The organism is Cohnella suwonensis (assembly GCF_042655365.1).
In the GTDB taxonomy this organism is placed as follows: Bacteria; Bacillota; Bacilli; order Paenibacillales; family Paenibacillaceae; genus Cohnella; species Cohnella suwonensis.
The window spans coordinates 138,539-160,787 of record NZ_JBHSMH010000090.1; the positions used below are offsets into that span (position 1 = coordinate 138,539).

A 22,249-nucleotide genomic window follows, 5' to 3' on the forward strand; every position below is an offset into this window, starting at 1 on the left:
TTAAACAGGGTTGAAATGGTCAAACACGATCCAATATATTGGAAGGGATGATGAAACCATGATAGGAAGAGCAGATCTTCGAATCGGGTTGTTATCTGGCGTGTTGGCATTATTGATCACCGTTTTCCTGTTTCCTGCCGTCGCTAGCGCCGGCGATACGTTGACGAGAAAGGATGTTCCGAATTCCGAATTCGAGAGCGAACAGACATCCAGCGCGATTCCGGATTGGAATTATTGGAATCCTTCTTACGGCATGCTCACGATATCGTCCTCGAAAAAATTCGGCGGCAGCCAAAGTCTGCGGTTCGTGAAGACGGTGACGGGAACGAACAAATCGTTCGGAGCGGAAAGCGCTCTGTTGGACGTAGACCCGGGAGAAACCTACGAAGCATCGATTAAATTGAATATTGAGAGCATGGAACACGGTTCGGCGCTATGGATTCGATGGTTCGGTACGAGCGGACAGCCGTTACAGAAACAAACCGTGTATTCGATTCCGACGAATTCCCCATTAAACGTTTGGCTGGATATTAAAGTCAAAGGGACGGCGCCGCTCGATGCCGAAAAAGCGACGATTTTCTTGTATTCTACGTCGAACGTAAAATTGACGGCGAACGTAGACAATGCTCAATTCTTTAGATTAGCCGACTACAACTTTGTACTGAATCCGGGATTCGAGGAATCGACGTTGGGTACGACGCTTCCTCAGAAATGGAGTTTATTCGATGACTCGCAACCGACCAATACTCAAACCTCGATCGTCACGGATCCCGGCGGAAGTTCGAAAGTGCTCAAGATTTGGGACAACAACGATACGAACCCAGGGGGAAGCGTAGGGGTAAACAGCGATACGATCTACGTGGAGGAAGGCCTTACCTATGAAGCGAATCTGAAATCCAAATTGGTGTCCGGCAACCAAATCGCTTACATCAAATTTTACAATAATCCTGATGGCAAGAGCGAACACGAAGTCGGATCCTTTTCCACCGGGATAACTAACGCGAATAGCGCTTGGAACACTGTCACCGTGACGGGAACGGCTCCGCCTAAAGCAATCAGAGCTAGAGTACTGTTATATTCTTCGACTGGCGCCAAGAGCGAAGGGTATTTCGACGACGTCTCGTTCTATTTCAAAGGTCTGGATTCCTCCCACTCGCGCAAATCCCCCATCGATCTGGGCGAAGCGACGCTTGGCAGGCTTACGAAAGGCGGAGCGATAAAAAACAACAAGGTGTATTTCGCGACGAACGGTTCGCCAGCGACTTTCTACGTGTTCGATGCCATTACGAGGACGCTTATCGATTCGGAGCGCGTTCCCGGCACGGACGTCGTATGGGGGATAACGGTCGGCTCGGACAACAACGTGTACTTCGCCAGCACGGTAGCCAATAACCAGAAGCTGTACAAATACGACGTATCGGCTGGATCCGTCTCCTCCGTCGGCCAGTATCCGGGTTCCAATCATTTCGTCTGGGACCTGGAGGCGGTGGGAAACAAGATATACGGGGCTACTTCGGGAGCTACTTCGGGAGCTAACGGAGAAGTGTTTTCTTACGACATCGCTGCTCCTTCGAATCCGATCGTCACGATTGGTTCGATCAATTCCTGTCCGGGAACGCTTCATCCGTGTCAGGGATACGTTCGGGGGCTTGGTTCTTCGGGTAATTATCTTTTCGCCGGAACGGGTGCGGTTAAATATTTGACCAAAATGAACCAGACTAACGGCGTGACGGAAGAAATCGAGCTTCCCGGAATTACGGGACAAGACGGATTTATTTCCGATATCTTATCTCGCAACGGATTCTTGTATATCGCCCAAACGTCTTCGCTGATCGTCATGGACTCGGTATCCGAGTCGGTAGTGAGAACGATTTACGGGCCTGATAGAATCTCGACTCGGATCCCTAACGGATCAAGCGCGTTCCTGTTTTATCAGAACGTTTTCGACCGCAAGCTGTATGCCTACAACTCGGCGAATCACGTTTCGAATCCGATGCTAGTGACGACGGTAACCGAGTTCCCGGATTCAGCTGTTCGCGCAATGGAATGGATCAACGTCAACGGCCGTTACAAGCTCGCCATTTTGTTCGAGGACACGCGGTACGCGCTCTACGATCCGAAATTCGATACTCCTACCGACGACGATACCTTGGAGATTTATCAACTGAATACTGAGATAAGTGCACTTAATATCCAGAGCCTGGCCAGAGCGCCGGACGGGAAATTTTATCTTGGCGGTTTCTTGGGCGGAATGAGCGTGTTCGACGATGCGAGCGGTCAATATCTTGTGCAGGCTCCCGGACCTCATCAGATCGAAGAGATCGGGTTCTTGGGCAACACGGCGTATTTCGGCGTCTACTCGGGAGCCAAAATCTATCAGTACGCTTATGGGGGGACGCCGAATCTTATTCATACGATCGGTTCGGAGCAAGATCGCCCTTATGTCTTTACGTCCGGCGAAAACAAGCTGTTCGTGGGCACGATTCCGACTTACGGGAAGCTTGGAGGCGCCTTGAGTATTTACGATGGCGCAAATTGGTTGACTTTCCGCAACGTCGTTCAGGATCAAAGCGTCATCGCGCTCGCTTATCGCGGCCCACAACGCATTCTGTACGGAGGTACATCCGTCGAAGGAGGTTTAGATTCGACCCCGAATCCGAGTGCGTTAGCCAAAATATTCAAATGGAATGTAGCGACCAACGCCAAGATCGGCACGGAGTTTACGCTGAACATACTCGGCATGGCGGAGCCTAAGATGATCGGGCATCTGTCGATCGGGCCCGACGGAAAGCTATGGGGCTGCGCTTGGGGAGTTCTAACGGCTGGAGGATCCGACACAGGGTACGTTCTCTTCAAGATAGATCCCGACGCTCCGGATCCCGCTAATTCCGTTCTGGATAGCGTAATCGTCCACAAGAATGCCGAAAGCGGTAGTCCTTGGCGAGGATTTTACTTGTATTGGCACGACGGCTTGCTGTACACGACGATCGGCCGTTATCTAACGGTATTCGATCCTAACAATCTCGCGGACAATACCAAAATCCTGAATTCGAAAGTCACTCTGATGACGATGGACGCGAACGGCAATATTTTCTATGCGATAGAATCCAATCTTTACAAGCTTCCTAAGTAGAGCGGGGCAAAAATAAAATCGGGTAAGGGAGCCTCAACGCTCCCTTACCCGATTTTGCGGTCATGTCTATCTATAGGGCATCCTTCAGCCTTCGGAAAACCGTCTCGAAATCGTCCAGCCGCGCCCAGTAAAGCTTGAATATGCGTTTTATCGTTTCCAACTCGCGGTAGGTTACGTTCATGTCGGAGTAAAACCGAAAGGTCGGGATAATGTCCCTGTACAACAGAAAGCGGGAAGGACGCTTCAAAGGCTCGTTGCCCGTCCATTCCGCCATCGGTTTGACGCTCGGAATGCTCAGCGAATGTTGGCGAATATGAAGCTGCGTCTCGTCCGAGGATAGAAAGCGGATCAGCGTTCGGGCCGCATCCTTCTGCTTGCTTGCCTTATTGACGGCCAGACCGATAATCAGCAGTTGGGTGCTTGCTTCCCGCGAAAAGGGAAGCGGCGCGATATCGTAATCGAATTCGGCGTGGCGCAGATGGTTCAAGCTGTAATAGCTCGCGACGATCATGGAAGCCTTTTGCCGCATGAAATACATCTCGCAATCGGAGTCGTTCTCGGACATGTACGAGGTTTCGGGATTCATGCCTTCGAAGAGGCTCAAGCTCATTCGCATCGCTTCCCGGAAATTCTCGTTGTCGACGATCAGTTTGCCGTGCTTGTCCCGTTCGAAAACGACCTTATTCTGAAGCAGGAAGAGCGGCCATCGGTTGATCGACTGCAAATGAAAGAACAAGCCGATTCTTTCGTTTCTCTGCGTTAAAGCGTTCGAGGCATTCTGCACGTCGTTCCAGTTCCAGCTGCTATCCGGCTCGGGCAAGCCCGCTTCCCTGAAGTGCTCCTTGTTATAACACAAGACGATGGGCGAGAAGGTAAAGGGCTGAACGTAAAGCCTATCGCCTTCCGTAAAAGGCCGCAACAGAAAAGGATAGGTATTATCCTTAGGTTCGAGCGGTTCGAGGATGTCGCCGACGGCTCCGTTCTCCATGCACGACCCGTAATGATGAGCGTTCAAGGTGACGAGGTCGAAGACGTCGCTATCCATCGATTGTTTCAAATGGGAAGAAAAGAAGGAATCCGAGATCGGAATCATCCGGACGTCGATATGGGGATACCGAATTTGAAAGTCGTTAACCAACTGTGCTAAATTGGCCTCCAGCAGAAGCGTAGGATAATAACCGAATTTCAGCGTGACTCTTTCGTTCGCGCCCGGTCCGACGACTCTCGTGCCGATTCGAGGAACTTTTTCGATCATTTCTTGCTCTAGCAACGTTTCCAATCCTTTGCGAACCGAGTTCTTGCTAAGTCGAAACTGTTCGGTAAGCGTTAATTCCGATGGCAGGAAGTCGCCGGGCTGAAGCTTTCCGGTTATGATGTCATTACGTAAAGCCGTGATCATCTCTTCAAGCCTGTTTCGAAAGGTCGATCGTTTGGGCTTGTTCGCCATTGATCCTAGAACCCCCAAATGAATGAATGGGTGTGCGTTTTTTTTGGTATCTATCTGGATTATATTATAGGATATTTATGTGCGAAAAGTCGACAATTCTGTATTAAGACCACTATTTCTTGTTTTCGTCAGCTAGTTTTGGCCCATCAAGCCATCTACAATAAAGTCGAGAAAACGTTACAAATAGGAAGGGGCCATCTCATTGAAAAAGGTATTAGGGTTTGGATTGGCAGCTATGTTTGCGCTTTCAGCATGCTCGAACGGCAACAACGGCAACAACGGCAACAACGCATCCGAAGCATCAGGTACGGCAAGCGGATCCCCTAGTTCGACGGCAAGCGCCAAGCCGGAAAAGTTGTCGCTGAACTGGTCCGTCGCAAGCGGGTTACTGGCGAATGTTACGCTGCCTTCCGCGGACAAGGATTTCGTCAAGAAAACGATCGAAGAAAAGTTTAACGTGGATTTGAAAATCGATTATATGGTGTTCGGAGAAGAGTATCACGCCAAGCTGAACGCGGCATTGGCCGGCGGCAGCGCGCCCGATCTCTTCATCGCCGGAGGAGCGGAGTCCCAGAAGTATATCGTCGACGGTATCGCTTCGGATCTTGGCGCTTATTTCACGGAAGAGGCAATGCCGAATTATTTCAAATGGGTGAGCAAATCGGAACTGGATGCGTTCCAGCTCAAGCAGGGTGAATTCTACCGCGCGATCCTGCCTTTCCAACGCAACTCTTACGCCTCCTGGTATATCCGTCAGGACTGGCTCGATAAGCTTGGACTGGCCGCGCCGAAAAATTACGACGAACTGACCAACGTCATGACTCAATTTACGAAGGGCGATCCGGATGGCAACGGCAAACCGGATACTTACGGATTTACGGCTTCAGGAAACGGGCTAAGCTTGCCGTTCGACTTCCCGCAATGGCTGAATAACGGCTTCGTCGCGGACTTCATGATCCAAGGCAATACTTATGTAGACAACCGTACAGATCTTAAGGTAGAAGGCGTCCTTGACCAAGTGGTGCAATGGATCGATGCCGGCGTCGTAGACCCGGACTGGTTCTTGAACAAGTCTCCGGCCAACTTCGACAAAGCCGCTCAAGGAAAAGCAGGCATGATCTTCACGCCGTTCGACAAAACGGTCGCGTTGGAAAGCGTTCCTACAAGCGTGCAAAGCCGTGCGAAAGCGTTGGATCCGAAGGCGAACTGGCAACCTATTTATCCTCTGGATAAACCGGTGATGTGGAAATACAACGTTCCCGAAAGCACGATTCTCGTCAGCAAAACAACGGCCGACGATAGTCCGGATAAAGTAAAACGTTCATTGGAAATTGTCAACTGGCTTACGAGCGAGGAAGGGTTCCTATTGACTCACTACGGGCAAGAAGGCACTCATTACGCGAAAGCCGGCAACGTCATTACTTTGAACGTCGAAGCTTTCGAAGCGGATATCGCCAAATCGGGCAACTGGTTAAACGTGTACTCCGTATTTACGCCGGATGAGCCGAACGTGCTCAGTCTTGAACTGATCGATTCCCGTATTTCCGACCACGATCGCGCCATTCTGAAGACGGTAGAAAGCTTCCCGAAACACAATGCCTTGCCGCCGGTCAGCTTGGTTCCGCCGGAAGGCATCAACATCGGCGATTTCCGCAAGGAAATGAGCAAATTCCATATTAAAGCCATTCTTCAGGACAAGAGCGGCAAGAACTGGCCGCAATATCGCGAAGAGCTCATGACGAAGTTCAAAGGAAGAGAAATCTTCACCGAGTACACAAGACTGCTGAATATCGCTTTGAAGGATAAGCCGTTAAACGAATTTAAGTAACCGGGAAAAGGCGTCGAGGGAACCCTGGATCATTCATGGGTTCCTTCTGACTTCCACCGCGGATACAGCATAGGAGGATATGGCGATGGCGGAACCCGTAGCTGCAAGCAAAGAGAACGTTAGCGTGCCACGCCCGATCAGGCCGCATACGCTGCGCAGCATATACCGCAACAGATGGTTCTATCTGATGATGGTCCCCGGACTTGTCTATTACGCATTGTTTCATTACGCGCCGATGGCGGGAACGCTGATCGCTTTCCAGGACTATAACCTCATGAAAGGAATTTGGGGAAGCCCTTGGATTGGCGCGGATAATTTCAAGCTTATTTTCGATAATCCCGAATTCTATCAGCTCATGAGAAACACGCTATTAATCAGCGTTTATAAAATAATTGCTAGTTTACTTCCGGAGATCATCCTTGCTCTATTGCTTAACGAAATAAGGGTTCGCTGGTTCAAAAGCTTGGTTCAAACGATTACTTACGGCCCCTATTTTCTATCATGGGTTATCGTATACGGCTTGGTGTTTTCGTTTCTCGCGCCGGGTTCCGGATTGATCAGTACGTTCGTACGCGATTCGGGTTGGGGACAAATCGATTTAATGACGAGCGAAAATTTCTTCCGGCCGCTATTGGTGATGACGGAAATATGGAAAAATACCGGATTCGGAGCGATCATCTACATGGCGGCGCTGGCATCCGTTAACCAAGAACTTTACGAAGCCGCCGTCGTGGATGGCGCAGGACGTTGGCGTCAGCTCTGGCACGTGACGTTGCCGGGCATCCGCGATGTATTCGTGCTCATGTTGATATTGAAAATCGGCGGAATCCTGGATGCGGGATTCGATCAAGTATTCATTTTCCTGAATGCCCGAGTCTACGAAGTCGGGGACATCGTGGACACCTGGGTGTACCGTTACGGTTTCGAGCGTCTGGAGTTCGGCGTCGCCGCCGCGATGGGCGTGTTCAAATCCGTCGTCGGTCTCGTCTTGGTCATCGGCGCGAATAAGCTGGCCAAGAAAGTCGGAGGCAACGGCATCTGGTAAGCGAAAGGGAAATAAAGGAGGAGGATTCAAATGTCTTTCGCGCTCCATAAAAAAAAGGGGGACAAGGTCGCGGATTCGATCATTTACTCGGTCCTGACGATTTTCGGCCTCGTTACGTTATTTCCGCTGTATTACGTTTTTATCGTCTCCGTAACGCCATACATCGAAGTGATGAAGAACGGCGGCTTCGTCATCTGGCCCGAGCATTTCACTTTGCAAGCCTATAAAGAAATATTCGGTAGTCCGCGTATTCCGCAAGCGTTAAAAATTACCGTGTTCATCACGGTCGTCGGCACGGCTCTTAATCTGATCGTAACGACGCTTCTGGCTTATCCGTTATCCAAGAAATTTATACCCGGCCGGAACTTTATCCTGATGGCGCTCGTGTTCACGATGATGTTCAGCGGAGGGATCATTCCTCTTTATATCATGGTTCGGAGTCTGGGGCTGTACGATTCGGTATGGGCGCTCGTCGTTCCGGGAATGGTATCCACCTTTAATCTATTGATCATCAAAACGTATTTCGAGAATCTCCCGGCCGAAGTGGAGGAAGCCGCCCGGGTGGACGGTTGCGGAGAATTCTCGACGCTTCTTCGTATCGTCCTTCCTTTGTCGGCCCCCATTATGGCCACGATCGGTTTGTTCTACGGCGTCACCCACTGGAATGAATATTTCAAAGGCATCTTCTATATTTCCGATAAAACATTGATGCCGATGCAAGTCGTCCTGCGAAGCATGATTCAATCGCCGAACGTCAGCACCGAGTTGTCGGTGAATTCGCTGGTCTTGGACGCGCTCCCTCCGGAGACGATCAAGATGGCCGTCGTCGTCGTCGCGACGTTGCCTTTATTGGTTATTTATCCGTTCCTTCAGAAATATTTCGTTAAAGGGGCGTTGCTGGGCTCGGTCAAGGGGTAAGGGAGGAGCCAACCCCGCCGCGCTCATGCTACAATATACGTTATGATAGCCAAGAGGACGCAGAGGATAGGGGCGAGCTAGAATGAGCGGTCGTTTACGAGGAACACGTTTCACTTCCAGCGTCAGCGCCAAGCTGTTCATTCTGACCTTCCTGTCCGTTGTCGTTCTTTTCCTTATTATCGGCTTCTTCGGGTACCGGAGATTGTTCGAGCCGCTTAAGCAGAACAACGAGAAAGCCTTGCAAGGCTCCGTCGTTCAGATCGAGAATTATATCAAAACGTTGATGAACTCCTTGGAGAGCCAATTGATCTTTCTCTCCAATCCGGTTCTCTACGACAAAATGGAAGAATCCGACTTCACGAAGCTGATCGACAATATCATGACTTATCATCGCGACCAGATTCACAGCATTTATTTGATCGACCGGGATGAGGTGCGAAACAGCTCCCCGTACGGTTATCGATTTTTCATTACGGCCGACCGGATCAAGGAAATTCGGAACAACACGGACAAGTCGGGCGTTCACTGGACGCCTCCCCATGCGGTTAGCGAGCGCTTCGTGATCACGGTTTCCAAGCAAATCGACAAAAACCGATTCATCGCGCTCGACTTGGACTTGAACGCGTTGACGGGGCCGCAGATTATCCAAGGCGAACAGCGGAGGATCTATTTGTTTACCGGCGATGGCCAATACTTGTCCTCGAATACGTATCTTGCCTACCCGGAGACGTATAAGAACCATCTGGAGATGAAAGACGCGCTGCAGAAGTTAACCCGGACAAGCGGAACTTCTTTCAATAGCATCCGCACCTCTTACGGAGACTACACCGTGCTTAGCAGCAAGCAGAATCGTTGGGACTGGGTCGTATTCTCCGTGATCGAGGAGTCGCAAGCGTTTCCGTTAATGGATTCGCTGAAGCGTCAATTGGTTTTGGTGCTTCTGATCGCGATCGTTCTTGCGGCTATCGTCTCCGTATGGATCACGAATTATATCCGCAAGCCGGTGATCGTCATTACGCGGCAATTCAAGGCGGCGGCGCGCGGCGAGCTTGATTCCCGGATCAAGCTGAAGCGCAATGACGAGTTTACGCATATCGCCGACGGGTTCAATCGCATGATGGGCAATATCCAATCGTTATTCGATGACTTGCGGGTAGCGGAAGAGAAGAAGCGGCATCACGAGCTGAAGGTTCTGCAATCGCAAATCCATCCCCATTTTCTCAACAATACGTTAAATGCGATCTATTGCTTGGGAGAAACCGGGCAAACCGAGAAAATGTGCGAGATGATCCGTTCCCTTATGGGCTTATTGCAGTATTCGACGGATAAGGTCGGAGATATCGTGACGGTAGAGGACGAACTGCAACAGTTGGAAGACTACGTTCAAATCATGAATCTCAGGTACGGCGACGTGTTCGAGATGGATATCGCCGTTCCGGAAATCTATTACGGCACTCCGATTCCGAAGCTGACTCTGATCACGTTGGCGGAGAACAGCATTTTTTACGGGTTAACCAAAAAAGGAACGAATCACATCATCGTTACCGCGGGAGATAGAGCCGACGGGATCTGGTTGGAAGTGTCCGACACGGGGCCGGGGATCGATCCGAGTAAACTGGCCTCGATGACGGAAGAAACGAGTGCCCCGAATCCTTATAAGGGGTTAAACAATCTGGGGTTGCGCAACGTCCAAGACCGGATTCGCCTGACCTTCGGATATCCGTACGGCCTTCATTTCAAGAACGAGCCGGATGAAGGATTAACGGTGGAGGTTCATCTTCCGGCAAGAGAGACGCGAGCGATCTGATATCTCATCGGAGGAGAGACGCGCCATGCTGAAATTGCTGATGGTAGATGACGAGAAGTGGGTTCGCGAGCGATTCTCCGATAGAATTCCTTGGTCGGACGCGGGGTTTACCTTCATGGGCGCGGCTTCCGGCGCCGACGAAGCGATCGGTATGATCGAGCGCGAGATGCCCCATTTGCTATTGACGGATATTACGATGCCGAACATGAACGGATTGGAATTGGCCGCGTACGTGCGTAAGCGGTGGCCTAGAATTCGGATTGTCATCCTGACCGCATACGGCGAGTTCGAATTCGCGCGCCAAGCGATCGAGCTTGGCGTGGACCATTATTTGATCAAGCTGGCGCAGACCCCCGAGATCATTCTCGACATTTGCCGCAAGGTAGCCGCGGACATCGAGCGGGAGATGGATGTGGATCACAAGCTGAAGATGCGGCTCAAGCTTGAAAAGGAGAATGAATGGACAAAAAAACAACAGTGGACGAAACGGCTTCTGAATGAAGAAGGAAGCGATAACGTCCTTGCGGTTCCGACGGAATGGTTCGGACATATGGAACGCGCCGGCTCATGGGCAAATCTGACGTTGGGCTGGTCGATGTCGGGAGGCTCCTCTGAAGCCATGCCTTCGGAAGAGGAATTCGTACAGCTCCAAATTCGAATAGGCGAAACGTTGGAGAAACGATTGGACGGTCATGCGATCAGCGTAGGGTGCCAATTCGTACTCATGCCTCTGCCTCTTAACCGAATGGGGTTGCTGGTTGCTTCCAATCGCCCGTTGAGCGCCTTGCATATGAACCAGTTAGCGACGATCGCGCTGGAAGTATTGAAAGCTTTCGCTATCTCGAGAAGCTTTATATATGGAAGTCCGGTGCGGGAATCGGGTAAGGAGCCGGTAACGGCCAAGCGGATCGCCGATCGCTTACGCGAAGGCCTTGAAGGATTGGCCGGTTATTTCTACAAACCGGAATCGGCGATCGTCGGCAAGAACGCGACTCCCTATCGGAGATTGGATACGGAACAAGCCCGCGAGAGAGTCGCGGCTATGGTCAAAGCGCTGCAGCGCGAGAATAGCGAAGCGTTCGAGGAAAGCGCATCCGTTATGACCCGGCTTTACGATCCTTTGATTCTTCCTTCGGATCTGCTGCGCCTGACGAAGCAAATGTTCAATCCCGACTTCGTCCATCTACCGTCTTCGGTTATCGCGCGATTAAGCGCCGTGAATCTGATCGAAACCTGGGCGGATTATATCGAATGGTGGACGGAAACGATTAATGCCATTAAAGACATGTGGAGCAGCCGAGCGAATCAGAATCCCCACGTGCGCAAAGAGATTCAAATCATTCTGCGCCATATTCGAGAGCACTACAAGGAAGACGTACAGGTAGCGGAACTGGCCAAACTCGTTCAAATGCACCCCTCGTACGCAGGTCAAATGTTCAAGCAGGAGGTCGGAGAGAATTTCTCCGATTACTTGAACCGGGTGCGCATGGAAAAAGCGAGCGAGCTGTTGGAACGGACGACGATGAAAATTTACGAAGTATCCGGTGCCGTCGGCATATCCGACTATCGTTATTTTTGTAAATTGTTCAAAAGCCAAACTGGCTTTACGCCTACGCAATACAAAAACAAACAACCGTAAACGCCGCAGGCCGTCAGGATGAGAGATCCTGGCGGCCTTTCTAAATTTAAATTTATTGAATGAGTGGACATTTTGTTGAAATGGATGCCTATTTTCCGACCTTGCACGGATTTTATAATGGATGGTGACCCTATATGTAAGCGCTTTATCTTTCGTCGATATTCAAATTTGAATAGGAAGGGGAATGAATTAATGATGAGTAGAGTAAAAGGTTTGCGGGTTCTATCGATTTTCATGTCTTTTGTAATGATGCTTTCGGGAATTATGGTATCGCCTAGCAGAACAAACGCGGATCCGCTGCCGGTTCTTCCTAACAGCGGCTTCGAAGAAGTAGCGAACGGGAAACCTCTCAATTGGTCCGTGATCAGCGGGACAGTGACGTCTTCCACGGCGGTGGTACGCGGCGGAACTTATAGCGTAGTTATATCGGATTCGAGCACTACGGCATCGGCCGGACTGCGCAGCGTGAAAATGCCGGTTACGCCGGGCAAGGAATATGAGGCTTCGGTGTATTCTTTCAATGCGAGCGGCAGCTCGGCCTTTTATCTCGAGTTTTGGGACGCGAATAATACGCTTCTACCTTCGCCGAACGTTAGCAATAATACGACAAATCAGTGGAAGCGGCTTGCGATGACCCAAACTGCCCCGGCAGGTGCCGTTAACGCAAGCTTGAGGTTATATTCGGGACTTGGCAACGTCGGAACTTTATATTTTGACGATGCGGAATTCCAAGAGCTCGCGGTGGATCCGAACGCGCTGCTAAGGAACGGGGATATGGAGACCACGATCGATGGAACGCCTCGTTACTGGGACTCTATTTTCGGCGGTGACATTACGTCTTCCCAGGAAAGAAAGCGGTCAGGACAATTCAGCGCGAAATTAAACGATCCGAGCGCGACGGCAGGCATCGGACTTCGAAGTCTGCGAATGAAGGTTACGCCTGGAGTGAAGTATGACGCGGACGTATTCGTTTATGTCGAATCGGGCACATTCAACCTCTTTCTCGAGTTTTGGGATGCCGCCAACAACTCTTTGCCGATCGTGAATACAGGCAGTACGATCAGAAACGAATGGAGTCAAATTCGTTCGTCCGGCATTGCGCCCCCTACGGCGGCTTACGCCACGGTAAGATTGTATTCGGGAGGCGGCAACCAGGGTATCGCTTATTTCGACGATGCCAGATTCGCCGAAACCCCGCCGGAGCCCAATCGGGATTTGAACAACGGTACATTCGAGCTGCTGGAGGGCGGCAAACCCAGGGATTGGCGCGGGGTGGACGGCGAGGTCGCCGTATCGGAAACGCAAGCCTACGACGGAGTCCGCAGCATCCTGATTACGAACGCCGAAAGCATGTCAGCCGGACTTCGCAGCCATCTGCTTCCGGTTTCGCCGGGCGTCGAATACACGTCCAAGGTTTATGCTTTGACGAGCGCCGGGGCCGCCGAGTTGAAGATGGAATTCTGGAATGCGGATAAGGTCTTTCTTTCATCGGTTTCCCAAGCGGGTTCTACCAGCCAGGTATGGGAGGCGATCGCTCTCGCCGCCGAAATCCCCGACCAAACCGCCTATATCACCCTGCGGCTAGGCACTTTGCAACCGGCCGGGGGTACCGTATACTTCGATGCCGCCACTTTCAAAAGCTCGGGCAATCCCAGCAAAACGCGAACGACGCTGTACACCCCGGAGAAAGTGGCAACCGCTAGAATGAACGTCCAGGAAGAGCAGTGGGCTAAGAACCTCAAAGACACGGCGGTATCCAAAGCGGATCATTTCTTAAGCAAAGGATTGGACTTCCTGTGGAATTCGGTTCCGAATCAGTCGCTCCCCCGGAGTTATGCGGTCAATCAAGCGTTAGGGAGCCCCGTTTCCACCGCGGAACAGCTCCGGCCATTCGGAAATTACCCTTATATCATGGATCCGATCAACGACCCTTGGAAAATCAAGGATCCCGTAACCATGACCAGGTTTCCGTCGAACGACTTCGAATCTTTCTACCGCAGCGGCCTGGACGAACACGGAATGTTCAAGCCGGAGCTCGCGGATCGAAGCAAATTAATAAATGAGCTTTACCCCGATCAGGCAGTTGCCTGGGGAGTCGACGATGGCACCGGTTGGGTGAACGGCGATAACAAACGCTTTACGATGATGGCATATTATGTCCACTTTATGTGGTATGGGGATAATTCCCTCATTCAGCGTGCCCTGAACGCGTTCCGCGATGCCTACTTGTATACGGGGGATATCCGATACGCCCGTGCAGGAACGGTATTGCTCGATCGGGTGGCGGATGTTTATCCTGACATGGATATCAGTAAATATAACGTGAATACGTATCTCAATGCATCGGGGAAATCCTTCGGCAACGGCAAAGTGTTAGGCGGCATATGGGAGACCGATTTGGTGAAATCGTTTATCAGCGCCTACGATGCTTTCTTCCCGGCCATGGACGACCCTGAAATCGTGCAATTTCTCGAAGCGAAGTCGACGCAGTACCGCATGACGAACGGGAAGAACTCCGGAGCCGACATTCGGCGCAATATCGAAGACGGGATTATCGAGCAGATCTATCCGGGTGTGAAGAAGACGCAAATCCTGGGCAACGACGGGATGCACCAAAGTTCTCTGGCGATGGCGGCCGTCGTATACGACACATTGCCCGAAACGAAGGAATGGCTGGATTTCATTTTTCAGACGGGCTCCGTCCTATCCAATCCGGCTCGGTTAACTGGCGGGAATATTCTGAATTCCATCGTTTCGAGTGTCGACCGGGATGGAAACGGAGATGAAAGCTCGGCCTTCTACAACTCCTTGTGGCTGCAAGCTCATCGGATGACGGCCGATATTCTGGATGGGTACGATCTATATCCGGAAGCGGATCTGTACAAAAACGTGAAGTTCCGCAAAATGTTTTCCGCTTTGAGCCCGCTCATCCAGATCGAAAATTATACGGCGAATATCGGAGATACGGGCTCTGCCGGGAAACCGTTTATCATCGATAAATTAACGGACGCGGTAAAAGCGTACGAAAAATTCGGCGATCCGTATTATGCGCAGTTTGCTTACTTTCTGAATAATAACACGTCCGACGGCATTCATTCCGACGTGTTTGCCCCTAACCCTGACGCGATCGCCGATCAAATTGACGAAGTGATAAGGACGAAGGGTCCCTTGCGATGGGAAAGCGTGAATCAGACCGGGTACGGTTATACCGCGCTTCGCGACGGCAGCAATCCGAAAGCGGATTATGGCGAGAGACTTAGCTTCACGGGCATGAATGTGTCCGAACAAAGCGTGCAGACGAAATATAATGAGGCAACGGGTTCCATTCAGCTTATGGCATCCCAAGACGGAGAGTCGGCAACGTTCGAGTTTCACGTTCCGGCTGCCGACGACTACGAGCTGGAGTTGCTGCCCTTGAAATCAGCTTCTTCCGGCATATACCGAATTTCCGTTGACGGTCAACCCGTGAAAGACATGGATTTCTACGGAGCGGACTTGAAACGATACGAAAGCATAACACGGATGAACCTAACGCAAGGAAACCATACCATTACCTTCGAGGGTATCGGCAAAAGCTCTTTGTCCAGCGGATTTGCCATGGAAGTACGCGTGCTGAACCCGTTGAATGCGGAAGCACGCGCCCTGCGGGACGCGCAGACAGGCGCGAAGAACACACTGCGAGATACGTGGATGTTCTACGGACGCAACTTGCACCATGGTCACCGGGATACTTTGAATATCGGTTTGCATGCTTTCGGTCTCGATTTGTCGCCGGAGTTAGGCTATCCGGAATTCGCGGACAACAATGACAAGCACCGGGCCCATTGGGTCAACAATACGGTCAGTCACAACACGGTGGTCGTGGATAAGCAGAAACAGAAGCAGAACGAATGGGCAGCCGAGATCAAGCATTTTGACGATTCGGAAATGGTGAAGCTCATCGATGTGGAATCGACCAAGGTTTATCAACAGACTTCGTTGTATAAGCGTACGACGGCGATGATCAAGGCGGATGAGGAAAACTCCTACTCCGTGGACCTGTTCCGGGTAAAGGGCGGCAACGATCATTATTTCAGCTTCCACGGTGCGGAAGGAACGGTCACCACGGAAGGATTGAACCTGATCCCGCAAGAAACGGGGACCTATACGAGACCCGACGTGGAATGGGGAGTTACGCCCCCTGATGATGACCAAAGAATCGCGTTATACGAGGGCAGCGGATTCCATTATTTGAAGAATGTAGAGACGGATGCGTCCCCCATGGATTCGTTCAGCGTCGACTGGCAGGTGAAGGATACATGGAATGTCCTGGGGCAAGGAGTCGGATCGGCAACGGATATTCACCTGAAGTTGACGATGTTAGGCGGCGTGAACGACGTTGCGCTGGCCGACGGCATCCCGCCGCGTAATAGGCCGGGCAACCCTGCATCGCTTCGGTATCTGATCGCGCAAAATACGGGCTCTGCGCTGGATAGCTTATTCACTTCGATCATACAGCCGTATAAAGGGGAAGAGTTCATCAGCGCCATTACCCCTTTGACCGTTCGCGAGAACGGGCAGAACGTGACAAGCAACGACGTTCGGGCGGTAAGCGTGAAATTGAAAAACGGCAGAACGGATTATATATTCAGCGCTTTGGATACCGGTAAAATCTATACGGCACAACTGCCCGATTCCGCGGATTCCTTGGAATTCAAAGGTTCCTTCGGCCTATATTCGGTGCAAGAGGATGGCAGCGTAAGCACCTATCTGCACGACGGTTCTTATATCGGCAAAGCAGATGAGTTCCGGCTGGTTCGGAATGGGGCCGTGACGGGAACCGTTGCGGACTTTACGAAAAGCTTGTCGCCGCAAAACGAAATTACCGTCGATGTATCGGAAGGCTTTTCCGAGAACCCCGCGGATTTGATCGGGAAGAGCATCCTGATCCAAAACGACGGAATCCGTTATGCGGCTTACCGCATCAAGGGCGTAACCGTGTTGGACGGCGGCCGCTTGAAGCTTGATATCGGGGACATTACGCTTGTGAGATCCTTTAAGGATTCGAACGATTTCAGCAAGGGCTATATTTACGATATAGCAGAAGGCGCAGCTTTCCGCATACCGCTGACTTACGTGACGCAGCCATTAGGAGATGCCTCTTTTTCAGCGGATATCGCGGCACCGACCAACACCGACGTCATCGTAACGATCAGTTATCCGAGCGAGGCGGCGGTTAAAGAATACAAAGCGGGTGCCAGCGGCGAATGGACGGCATATACCGCCCCCGTTGCCATTTCGGTGAATGAATCGGTGTATGCAAGAAGCATGGACGCGGAAGGCCAAGTATCGAAGGTGACGAGTTTTGTCGTAAGCAATATAGATAAGACTTCGCCGACGACAACGGACGATGGCCCGGCAAGCGCGGCCAATCAAGACGTCACGGTAAACTTGAGCGCAGGCGATAGCGAATCGGGGGTTGCGGCAACCTATTACACGGTAGACGGCGGCGCCGTTCAAACCGGCACATCCGTCGTTCTTACGGATGAGGGCGTGCATTCGCTAGTCTATTGGAGCGTCGACCTAGCTGGCAACATAGAAGAGCAACATACGAAGACCGTTATCGTCGACAAAACGGCGCCATCCCTAACCGTGCAGTTGGATCCAACGTCGATATGGCCTCCGAATCATCAGATGGTGACGATCCATGCGACATTGGGTTCAAGCGATGCAACATCGGGCGTTGCTTCCGTGGTTTTAACATCCATAACGAGCAATGAACCGGACAGCGGCAACGGCGACATCGATGCCGCAATCGGAACGGAAGCCGATTCCTTTCAGCTGCGCGCGGAAAGATCGGGCAGCGGACCAGGACGGATTTATACCGTTACCTACACGTCAACGGATCGGGCAGGCAATCATTCGGTCGTATCCGAAACCGTCACCGTGCCTCATGCCGAGTCCGGAAATTAGCATCTTCATCTTATAGGCGTCACCGATCATGCAGGAGGATGGCAGATACGCGCTATCCTCCTGCTGACTAAATGCTAGCGTTTCCTGATACGTTCGTGAAGTCATTTTCATTAACCTTAAGAGGAGCGATGATGATGAAAAGATTAACGTTTAAGAAATTGCGGTTTGGCATGATGGCTGTTTTGCTTAGTTGTTTCATGATGGCGCCCGTTATCCGGCAGGACGAGGTTCAAGCGGCCGGCATTCCCCTAAGCGTACCCGGCACGGCCAATTTAACGTTTGAAGCTGCAGTTACAGATCCCGCAGTAGTTCCAGGTTGGAGTACTTACTCCTTTTATGGCGTAGATACTGCATCTGTATCCACGGAGCAGGTTTATGCCGGTTCCAAGAGTATGAAGTTCGTGGATTCGAGCTCTAGTGCTTCGTTAGCGCGAATTAGCCAAAGATTCGCCATTACGCCTGAATCGACGTATACAGTTTCCGCGTTTGCCTATCTCGAGGATTTAGTAGCTACAAACAGCGGCGTTATTCAGATGTGGCTCATCCTTTACAAACCTTCCAGCCCTTCCGGCCCCGATATCATTCAGAAAACCGAGATTACGGAGACTGCTGCCAATGTTGGCAAATGGATAAATATGTCTGCAACAAGATATGCGCCGGCTGGATATACGGAAGCGGCGATTTTGTTTTATAGTCCGCTTAGTAACAAAACCACTGCCTATATCGATGAGGTCTCCATCGGAAGAACCTTGCCGAATGCCGGATTCGAGGAAGAACTGGGCACGAGTTGGACGGTCTCCGGCGCGGAAGTTTCAACGGAACTGGAAGGTAAAAGGACCCTTAAGCTTATGGACGCCAGCACGTCGAACATCAGTTCCGCGGAGAGCTCGCCGTTGCCGATTACTGGGAATACGAGAGTGGGGGCATTGGCCCGGGTATACTATGACTATGCTACCCCTATCCGTATGAAGCTTAAATTCATAACCTCGGGCGGAACAGTGACCGGAACAGAACCCGTCAAATATAGCGGTGCTACGGATGAGTGGGGCTCGATTTCGATTTCGGCGAATGCACCTGCCAATGCTGCATTCGTCTCCGTGTATCTGGAGACAGTCACATCAGATTATTCTACCTCTTATATTGACGATGTAACTTTATCTCTTCCTATCGAATACGATCTGGGTGTGCCCATTACGAACGATTTCATCGAAACGGCCGTATTCGGCAGGGCGCAATGCCCGGTCACGGAACAGTGCGATCTTCTGTATGCAGGGGTAAGCGGTTATCCTTCCAAATTGGTCGTTTACGATGCCCATTCCGGCGAATTATTGGAATCGAGGGAACTTGCGAATACGGAAGCCGTATGGGATATGACGGTTGCTTCCGATAACTCCGTCTATATAGGTACCGCCAATAAAAAAAGGTTGTTCCGATACATTCCCGGCAGCTATAGCGGAGGTAATTTTACTAACGGGACATTAAACGAGATCACCTTGGAGACCGGCATGGAAATCATTTGGGCCGTGGCCGCGGGGAGCAACGGTTCCATTTACGGCGGGACGTCCAACAGCGGCAAAGCTTTCCGGTATGACGCGAATGGAACGAAAACGAACTTGAACGGCGATGCGCCGATTGTCGCAGACCAAATCGTAAGGTCGATTGCCTATGCCTCCGATTCCGAAATTTATATGGGCGTTGGAGGATCGGCAGGACAAGTGATTCGGTTTAATCCGACATCTTCGGGACCGCATCCCAATATACTGCCAAATTCCGCTACGACGAGATACGTTATGGGATTGGATTATGTTCAATACGGCGGTTTGAAAAGAGTGTTCGCCAAACTCGGGAGCGGCTCCACCGTCGTATTGGATCCGGCGGAATTGAATCTGAACCTTCCCCCGATTGCCACTTTAACCGGCATCGATTCCGAAGGGATCTCGAAGCCATATCCGGGAGGCGACAATGTATATTATACAAAAGGAAATCATTTGTACCGATATGATCTCGAGGCCAATGCCGAAGCACCGGTAGGAGATGTAGGGGGAAGCGCGCGCGGATTCGCCTACTTGAAGGATGGCAGTGACACTTACCTGTATGCCGCGCTTTCTTCCGGAAGAATATTAAAATTTAACTCCCCAAGCATTGATATCGATACGTCTTTTGTCCTTCTCAAAGCGCCGTCCAAAATTCGTTCGCTTGCGAATGGTTCGGCGAATAAAATTTACGCAGGCGGATTCATGGGAGGAATGGGAGTCTACGATGCGAATACAGGATTAAAAGATCTCCATGCGTTCGACGATCAAGCGGAGAATATAACAGTCATGGGACAGGATCTTTACCTTGGCATCTATCCAGGCGCTCTTATTAAAAAATACTACACCGCCGATAGCTGGAATCCCCCAACGAATCCTGCAACTAAATACCAGGATTTAACCGCTCTCGATCAGGATCGTCCCTTCGGCATGCTGGCCGTACCCGGGCTTAACAAATTATATGTAGGCACCGTACCAAAGTCAGAAGAAAACGGAGGCGTCTTTTCCGCTTATCGTTTGTCGGATAATTCGGTCGTGCACCATACAAACATCGTTCCCGATCAAAGCGTCATCTCTCTTGCCTACTATCCGGATAACAACAAAGTATTCGGAGGCACTTCCATTCATGGCGGCATCGGCTCGACGCCCCCCAGCGCGGATGCGCGAGTATTCGTGGCGAATGCCGCAACGGATGCGAAAATAACGGATTTTGTCCCCGTAATCGGAAGAAAAGTCATATCCGATCTTATGGTCGTGGGAGATACGATATGGGGCCTGGCCGAAGGAGGAGGAGCGACGCCCGCCAAAGGCGATTTATTCACCATAAACCCAATAAACCATACAGTGACGGCAGTTTACGCGGATAAATTTGATTCCTTGGCCGGAGTGTCCTGGCAGGGTGGGAAGATGGCCGTCGGCAATGACGGGAATGTTTATGTGTCCATCGGCGGTAAACTGTACGCGGTTAATATCGAAACCAAAGCAGCAACGGTAGTGGCGGCGGGGGGAGTGACCCTGCTAACCCAGGATCAGGATGGGGATCTTTATTACGTTAAAAACGATACCAAGCTTTTCAAGTATGATAAATAACGATCGCTTCTAAACTTACGGGCTGACAGGATGAAATTTTCCTGGAGGCCCTTTCTGTATATTGACCACTATTTCTTGTAATCGTCAGCTAGTTTTGCCAGTGCAACGAAACTATAATTCAACAATAAGCATCTAGACTTTTGACACTCCACACGGCTAAAGCCGTGGGATTCTTAGCTAGTTGTTGCGTCCGCAGTCCGTTTCCGGTTTGGACAACTGCTAAGTTCGGGGCTGCGCCATCAGCCCATCCTAAGACAGTGCGTATAGCATCTCAGGCTGACAGACTGTTACCATCTGCCACAGGTTGTCTCATGATATTGATTGCGCCAACCCGGTCACGGTGTGCGTGAAATCCGCATGGACACCTATATGTCCGGTCAATTGCTTTGTTTCGTTTCTCGCATACGGGGCAAGTTTGCGAAGTGTAGGCAGGATTTACTTCTACAACCCGAATACCTGCTAATGCAGCTTTGTATGCGATCAACATTTGCAATTGATAGAACGACCAGTTGTGCAGGTTTTTGGCGTTTTTACGACTTGTTCTTGTCGTCTGGCGAATGTTCTTTAGTTTCTCGAGCTTGATGACCGATACTTGATCATCTATCGCCATGTTCACGATCTGCCGGCTGATTTTATGGTTTTGGTCTTTCATGTAGCGGTGTTCCTTGTTTTGTTGCTTGCGGATGGCTGACAGCTTCTTAAGTTTCCCCATCTTCCTTCGACGCGAACTATACTTACGACGGATGTACTTAGTTTGTCTGCCATTACCGACAAACTTGGTTTTGCCTGTGGATGTGACAACGACTGCCGGCACTTTCAATCCGAGATCAATACCCATTGTTGCCTCGCCGGTCGTTTGTCCGGTTTGTATTTCGACGGATATTTGAACGTACCATTTGCCCGATTTCTCGACGACCTTGAGCAGTCCGAGTTTTCCGCTTGCCAGAATATTCTTCTCTCGTTCCGTGATACGGGATGCGACCCTGAGTCGCTGTACTTTCCCATCCATCATCACTGGAAATGCGACTGCGTTGCCGTCAATCGAATAATTTTGATTGTTCACGTAGTAGGCTCTGCGCCTTAGTATCGGACGTTTGCCTTGCTTATTCGCCTTCTTATGTATGCTTCTTGCATCGCGAATGATTTGATTCCGTACCGCTGAAGGCAGGTTCGTTTCAATGTCTTTTGATGTTAGATTGGCGAATGTTCCTGCTCGTTCTGCTTGCAGAGTGAGTCGGTTCACGGCTTCGATATAGGCTCTCCCATGTTCGCGCAACAATGCGGGAAGGCTAGGAAATAGGCGAATCTTAACGGTTACGGTTTGCATCTGTTCACCTCCTTCACGAACATTATACCAA

The 22,249-nt window shown here is 50.9% G+C and carries 10 protein-coding genes; 8 read left to right on the forward strand and 2 right to left on the reverse strand.

What is annotated here, in order from left to right; translation table 11 throughout:
• Nucleotides 1-58 precede the first annotated feature (58 nt).
• Nucleotides 59-3,133, forward strand: coding sequence for a hypothetical protein (locus ACFPPD_RS21065; RefSeq protein WP_209746209.1), 3,075 nt, complete (start codon nt 59-61; stop codon nt 3,131-3,133).
• Nucleotides 3,134-3,203: 70 nt separating this feature from the next.
• Here ACFPPD_RS21065 and ACFPPD_RS21070 read toward each other — a convergent pair whose 3' ends face one another.
• Nucleotides 3,204-4,580, reverse strand: coding sequence for an extracellular solute-binding protein (locus ACFPPD_RS21070; protein ID WP_209746211.1), 1,377 nt, complete (start codon nt 4,578-4,580; stop codon nt 3,204-3,206).
• Between the two features lie 202 nt (nt 4,581-4,782).
• On the opposite strand from ACFPPD_RS21070, the gene ACFPPD_RS21075 reads away from it, so the two are divergent.
• From ACFPPD_RS21075 to ACFPPD_RS21105, 7 genes are all read left to right on the forward strand, one after another.
• Entirely contained in the window at nt 4,783-6,408 is a 1,626-nt protein-coding gene (locus ACFPPD_RS21075; protein WP_209746214.1) for a type 2 periplasmic-binding domain-containing protein, read from the forward strand.
• An 85-nt stretch (nt 6,409-6,493) separates the two neighbouring features.
• Nucleotides 6,494-7,453, forward strand: coding sequence for an ABC transporter permease (locus ACFPPD_RS21080; RefSeq protein WP_209746216.1), 960 nt, complete (start codon nt 6,494-6,496; stop codon nt 7,451-7,453).
• A gap of 30 nt (nt 7,454-7,483) precedes the next feature.
• Nucleotides 7,484-8,371 (forward strand): carbohydrate ABC transporter permease, encoded by an 888-nt coding sequence (locus tag ACFPPD_RS21085; protein WP_209746217.1) that lies wholly within the window; start codon nt 7,484-7,486, stop codon nt 8,369-8,371.
• 82 nt (nt 8,372-8,453) lie between these two features.
• Nucleotides 8,454-10,178 carry a sensor histidine kinase gene (locus tag ACFPPD_RS21090; protein WP_209746219.1) on the forward strand — a complete coding sequence of 575 codons (1,725 nt, stop codon included), beginning with the start codon at nt 8,454-8,456 and terminating at the stop codon, nt 10,176-10,178.
• 25 nt (nt 10,179-10,203) lie between these two features.
• Entirely contained in the window at nt 10,204-11,817 is a 1,614-nt protein-coding gene (locus ACFPPD_RS21095) for a response regulator transcription factor (protein WP_209746221.1), read from the forward strand.
• A gap of 195 nt (nt 11,818-12,012) precedes the next feature.
• Nucleotides 12,013-17,769 carry an OmpL47-type beta-barrel domain-containing protein gene (locus ACFPPD_RS21100; protein ID WP_209746223.1) on the forward strand — a complete coding sequence of 1,919 codons (5,757 nt, stop codon included), beginning with the start codon at nt 12,013-12,015 and terminating at the stop codon, nt 17,767-17,769.
• A 134-nt stretch (nt 17,770-17,903) separates the two neighbouring features.
• Nucleotides 17,904-20,891: a ligand-binding sensor domain-containing protein gene (locus tag ACFPPD_RS21105; protein WP_209746225.1), complete on the forward strand. Its 2,988-nt coding sequence runs from the start codon at nt 17,904-17,906 to the stop codon at nt 20,889-20,891.
• 271 nt (nt 20,892-21,162) lie between these two features.
• Here ACFPPD_RS21105 and ACFPPD_RS21110 read toward each other — a convergent pair whose 3' ends face one another.
• Nucleotides 21,163-22,218, reverse strand: a complete 1,056-nt coding sequence (locus ACFPPD_RS21110; protein WP_209746227.1) for an RNA-guided endonuclease InsQ/TnpB family protein — start codon at nt 22,216-22,218, stop codon at nt 21,163-21,165.
• Nucleotides 22,219-22,249: the final 31 nt, after the last annotated feature.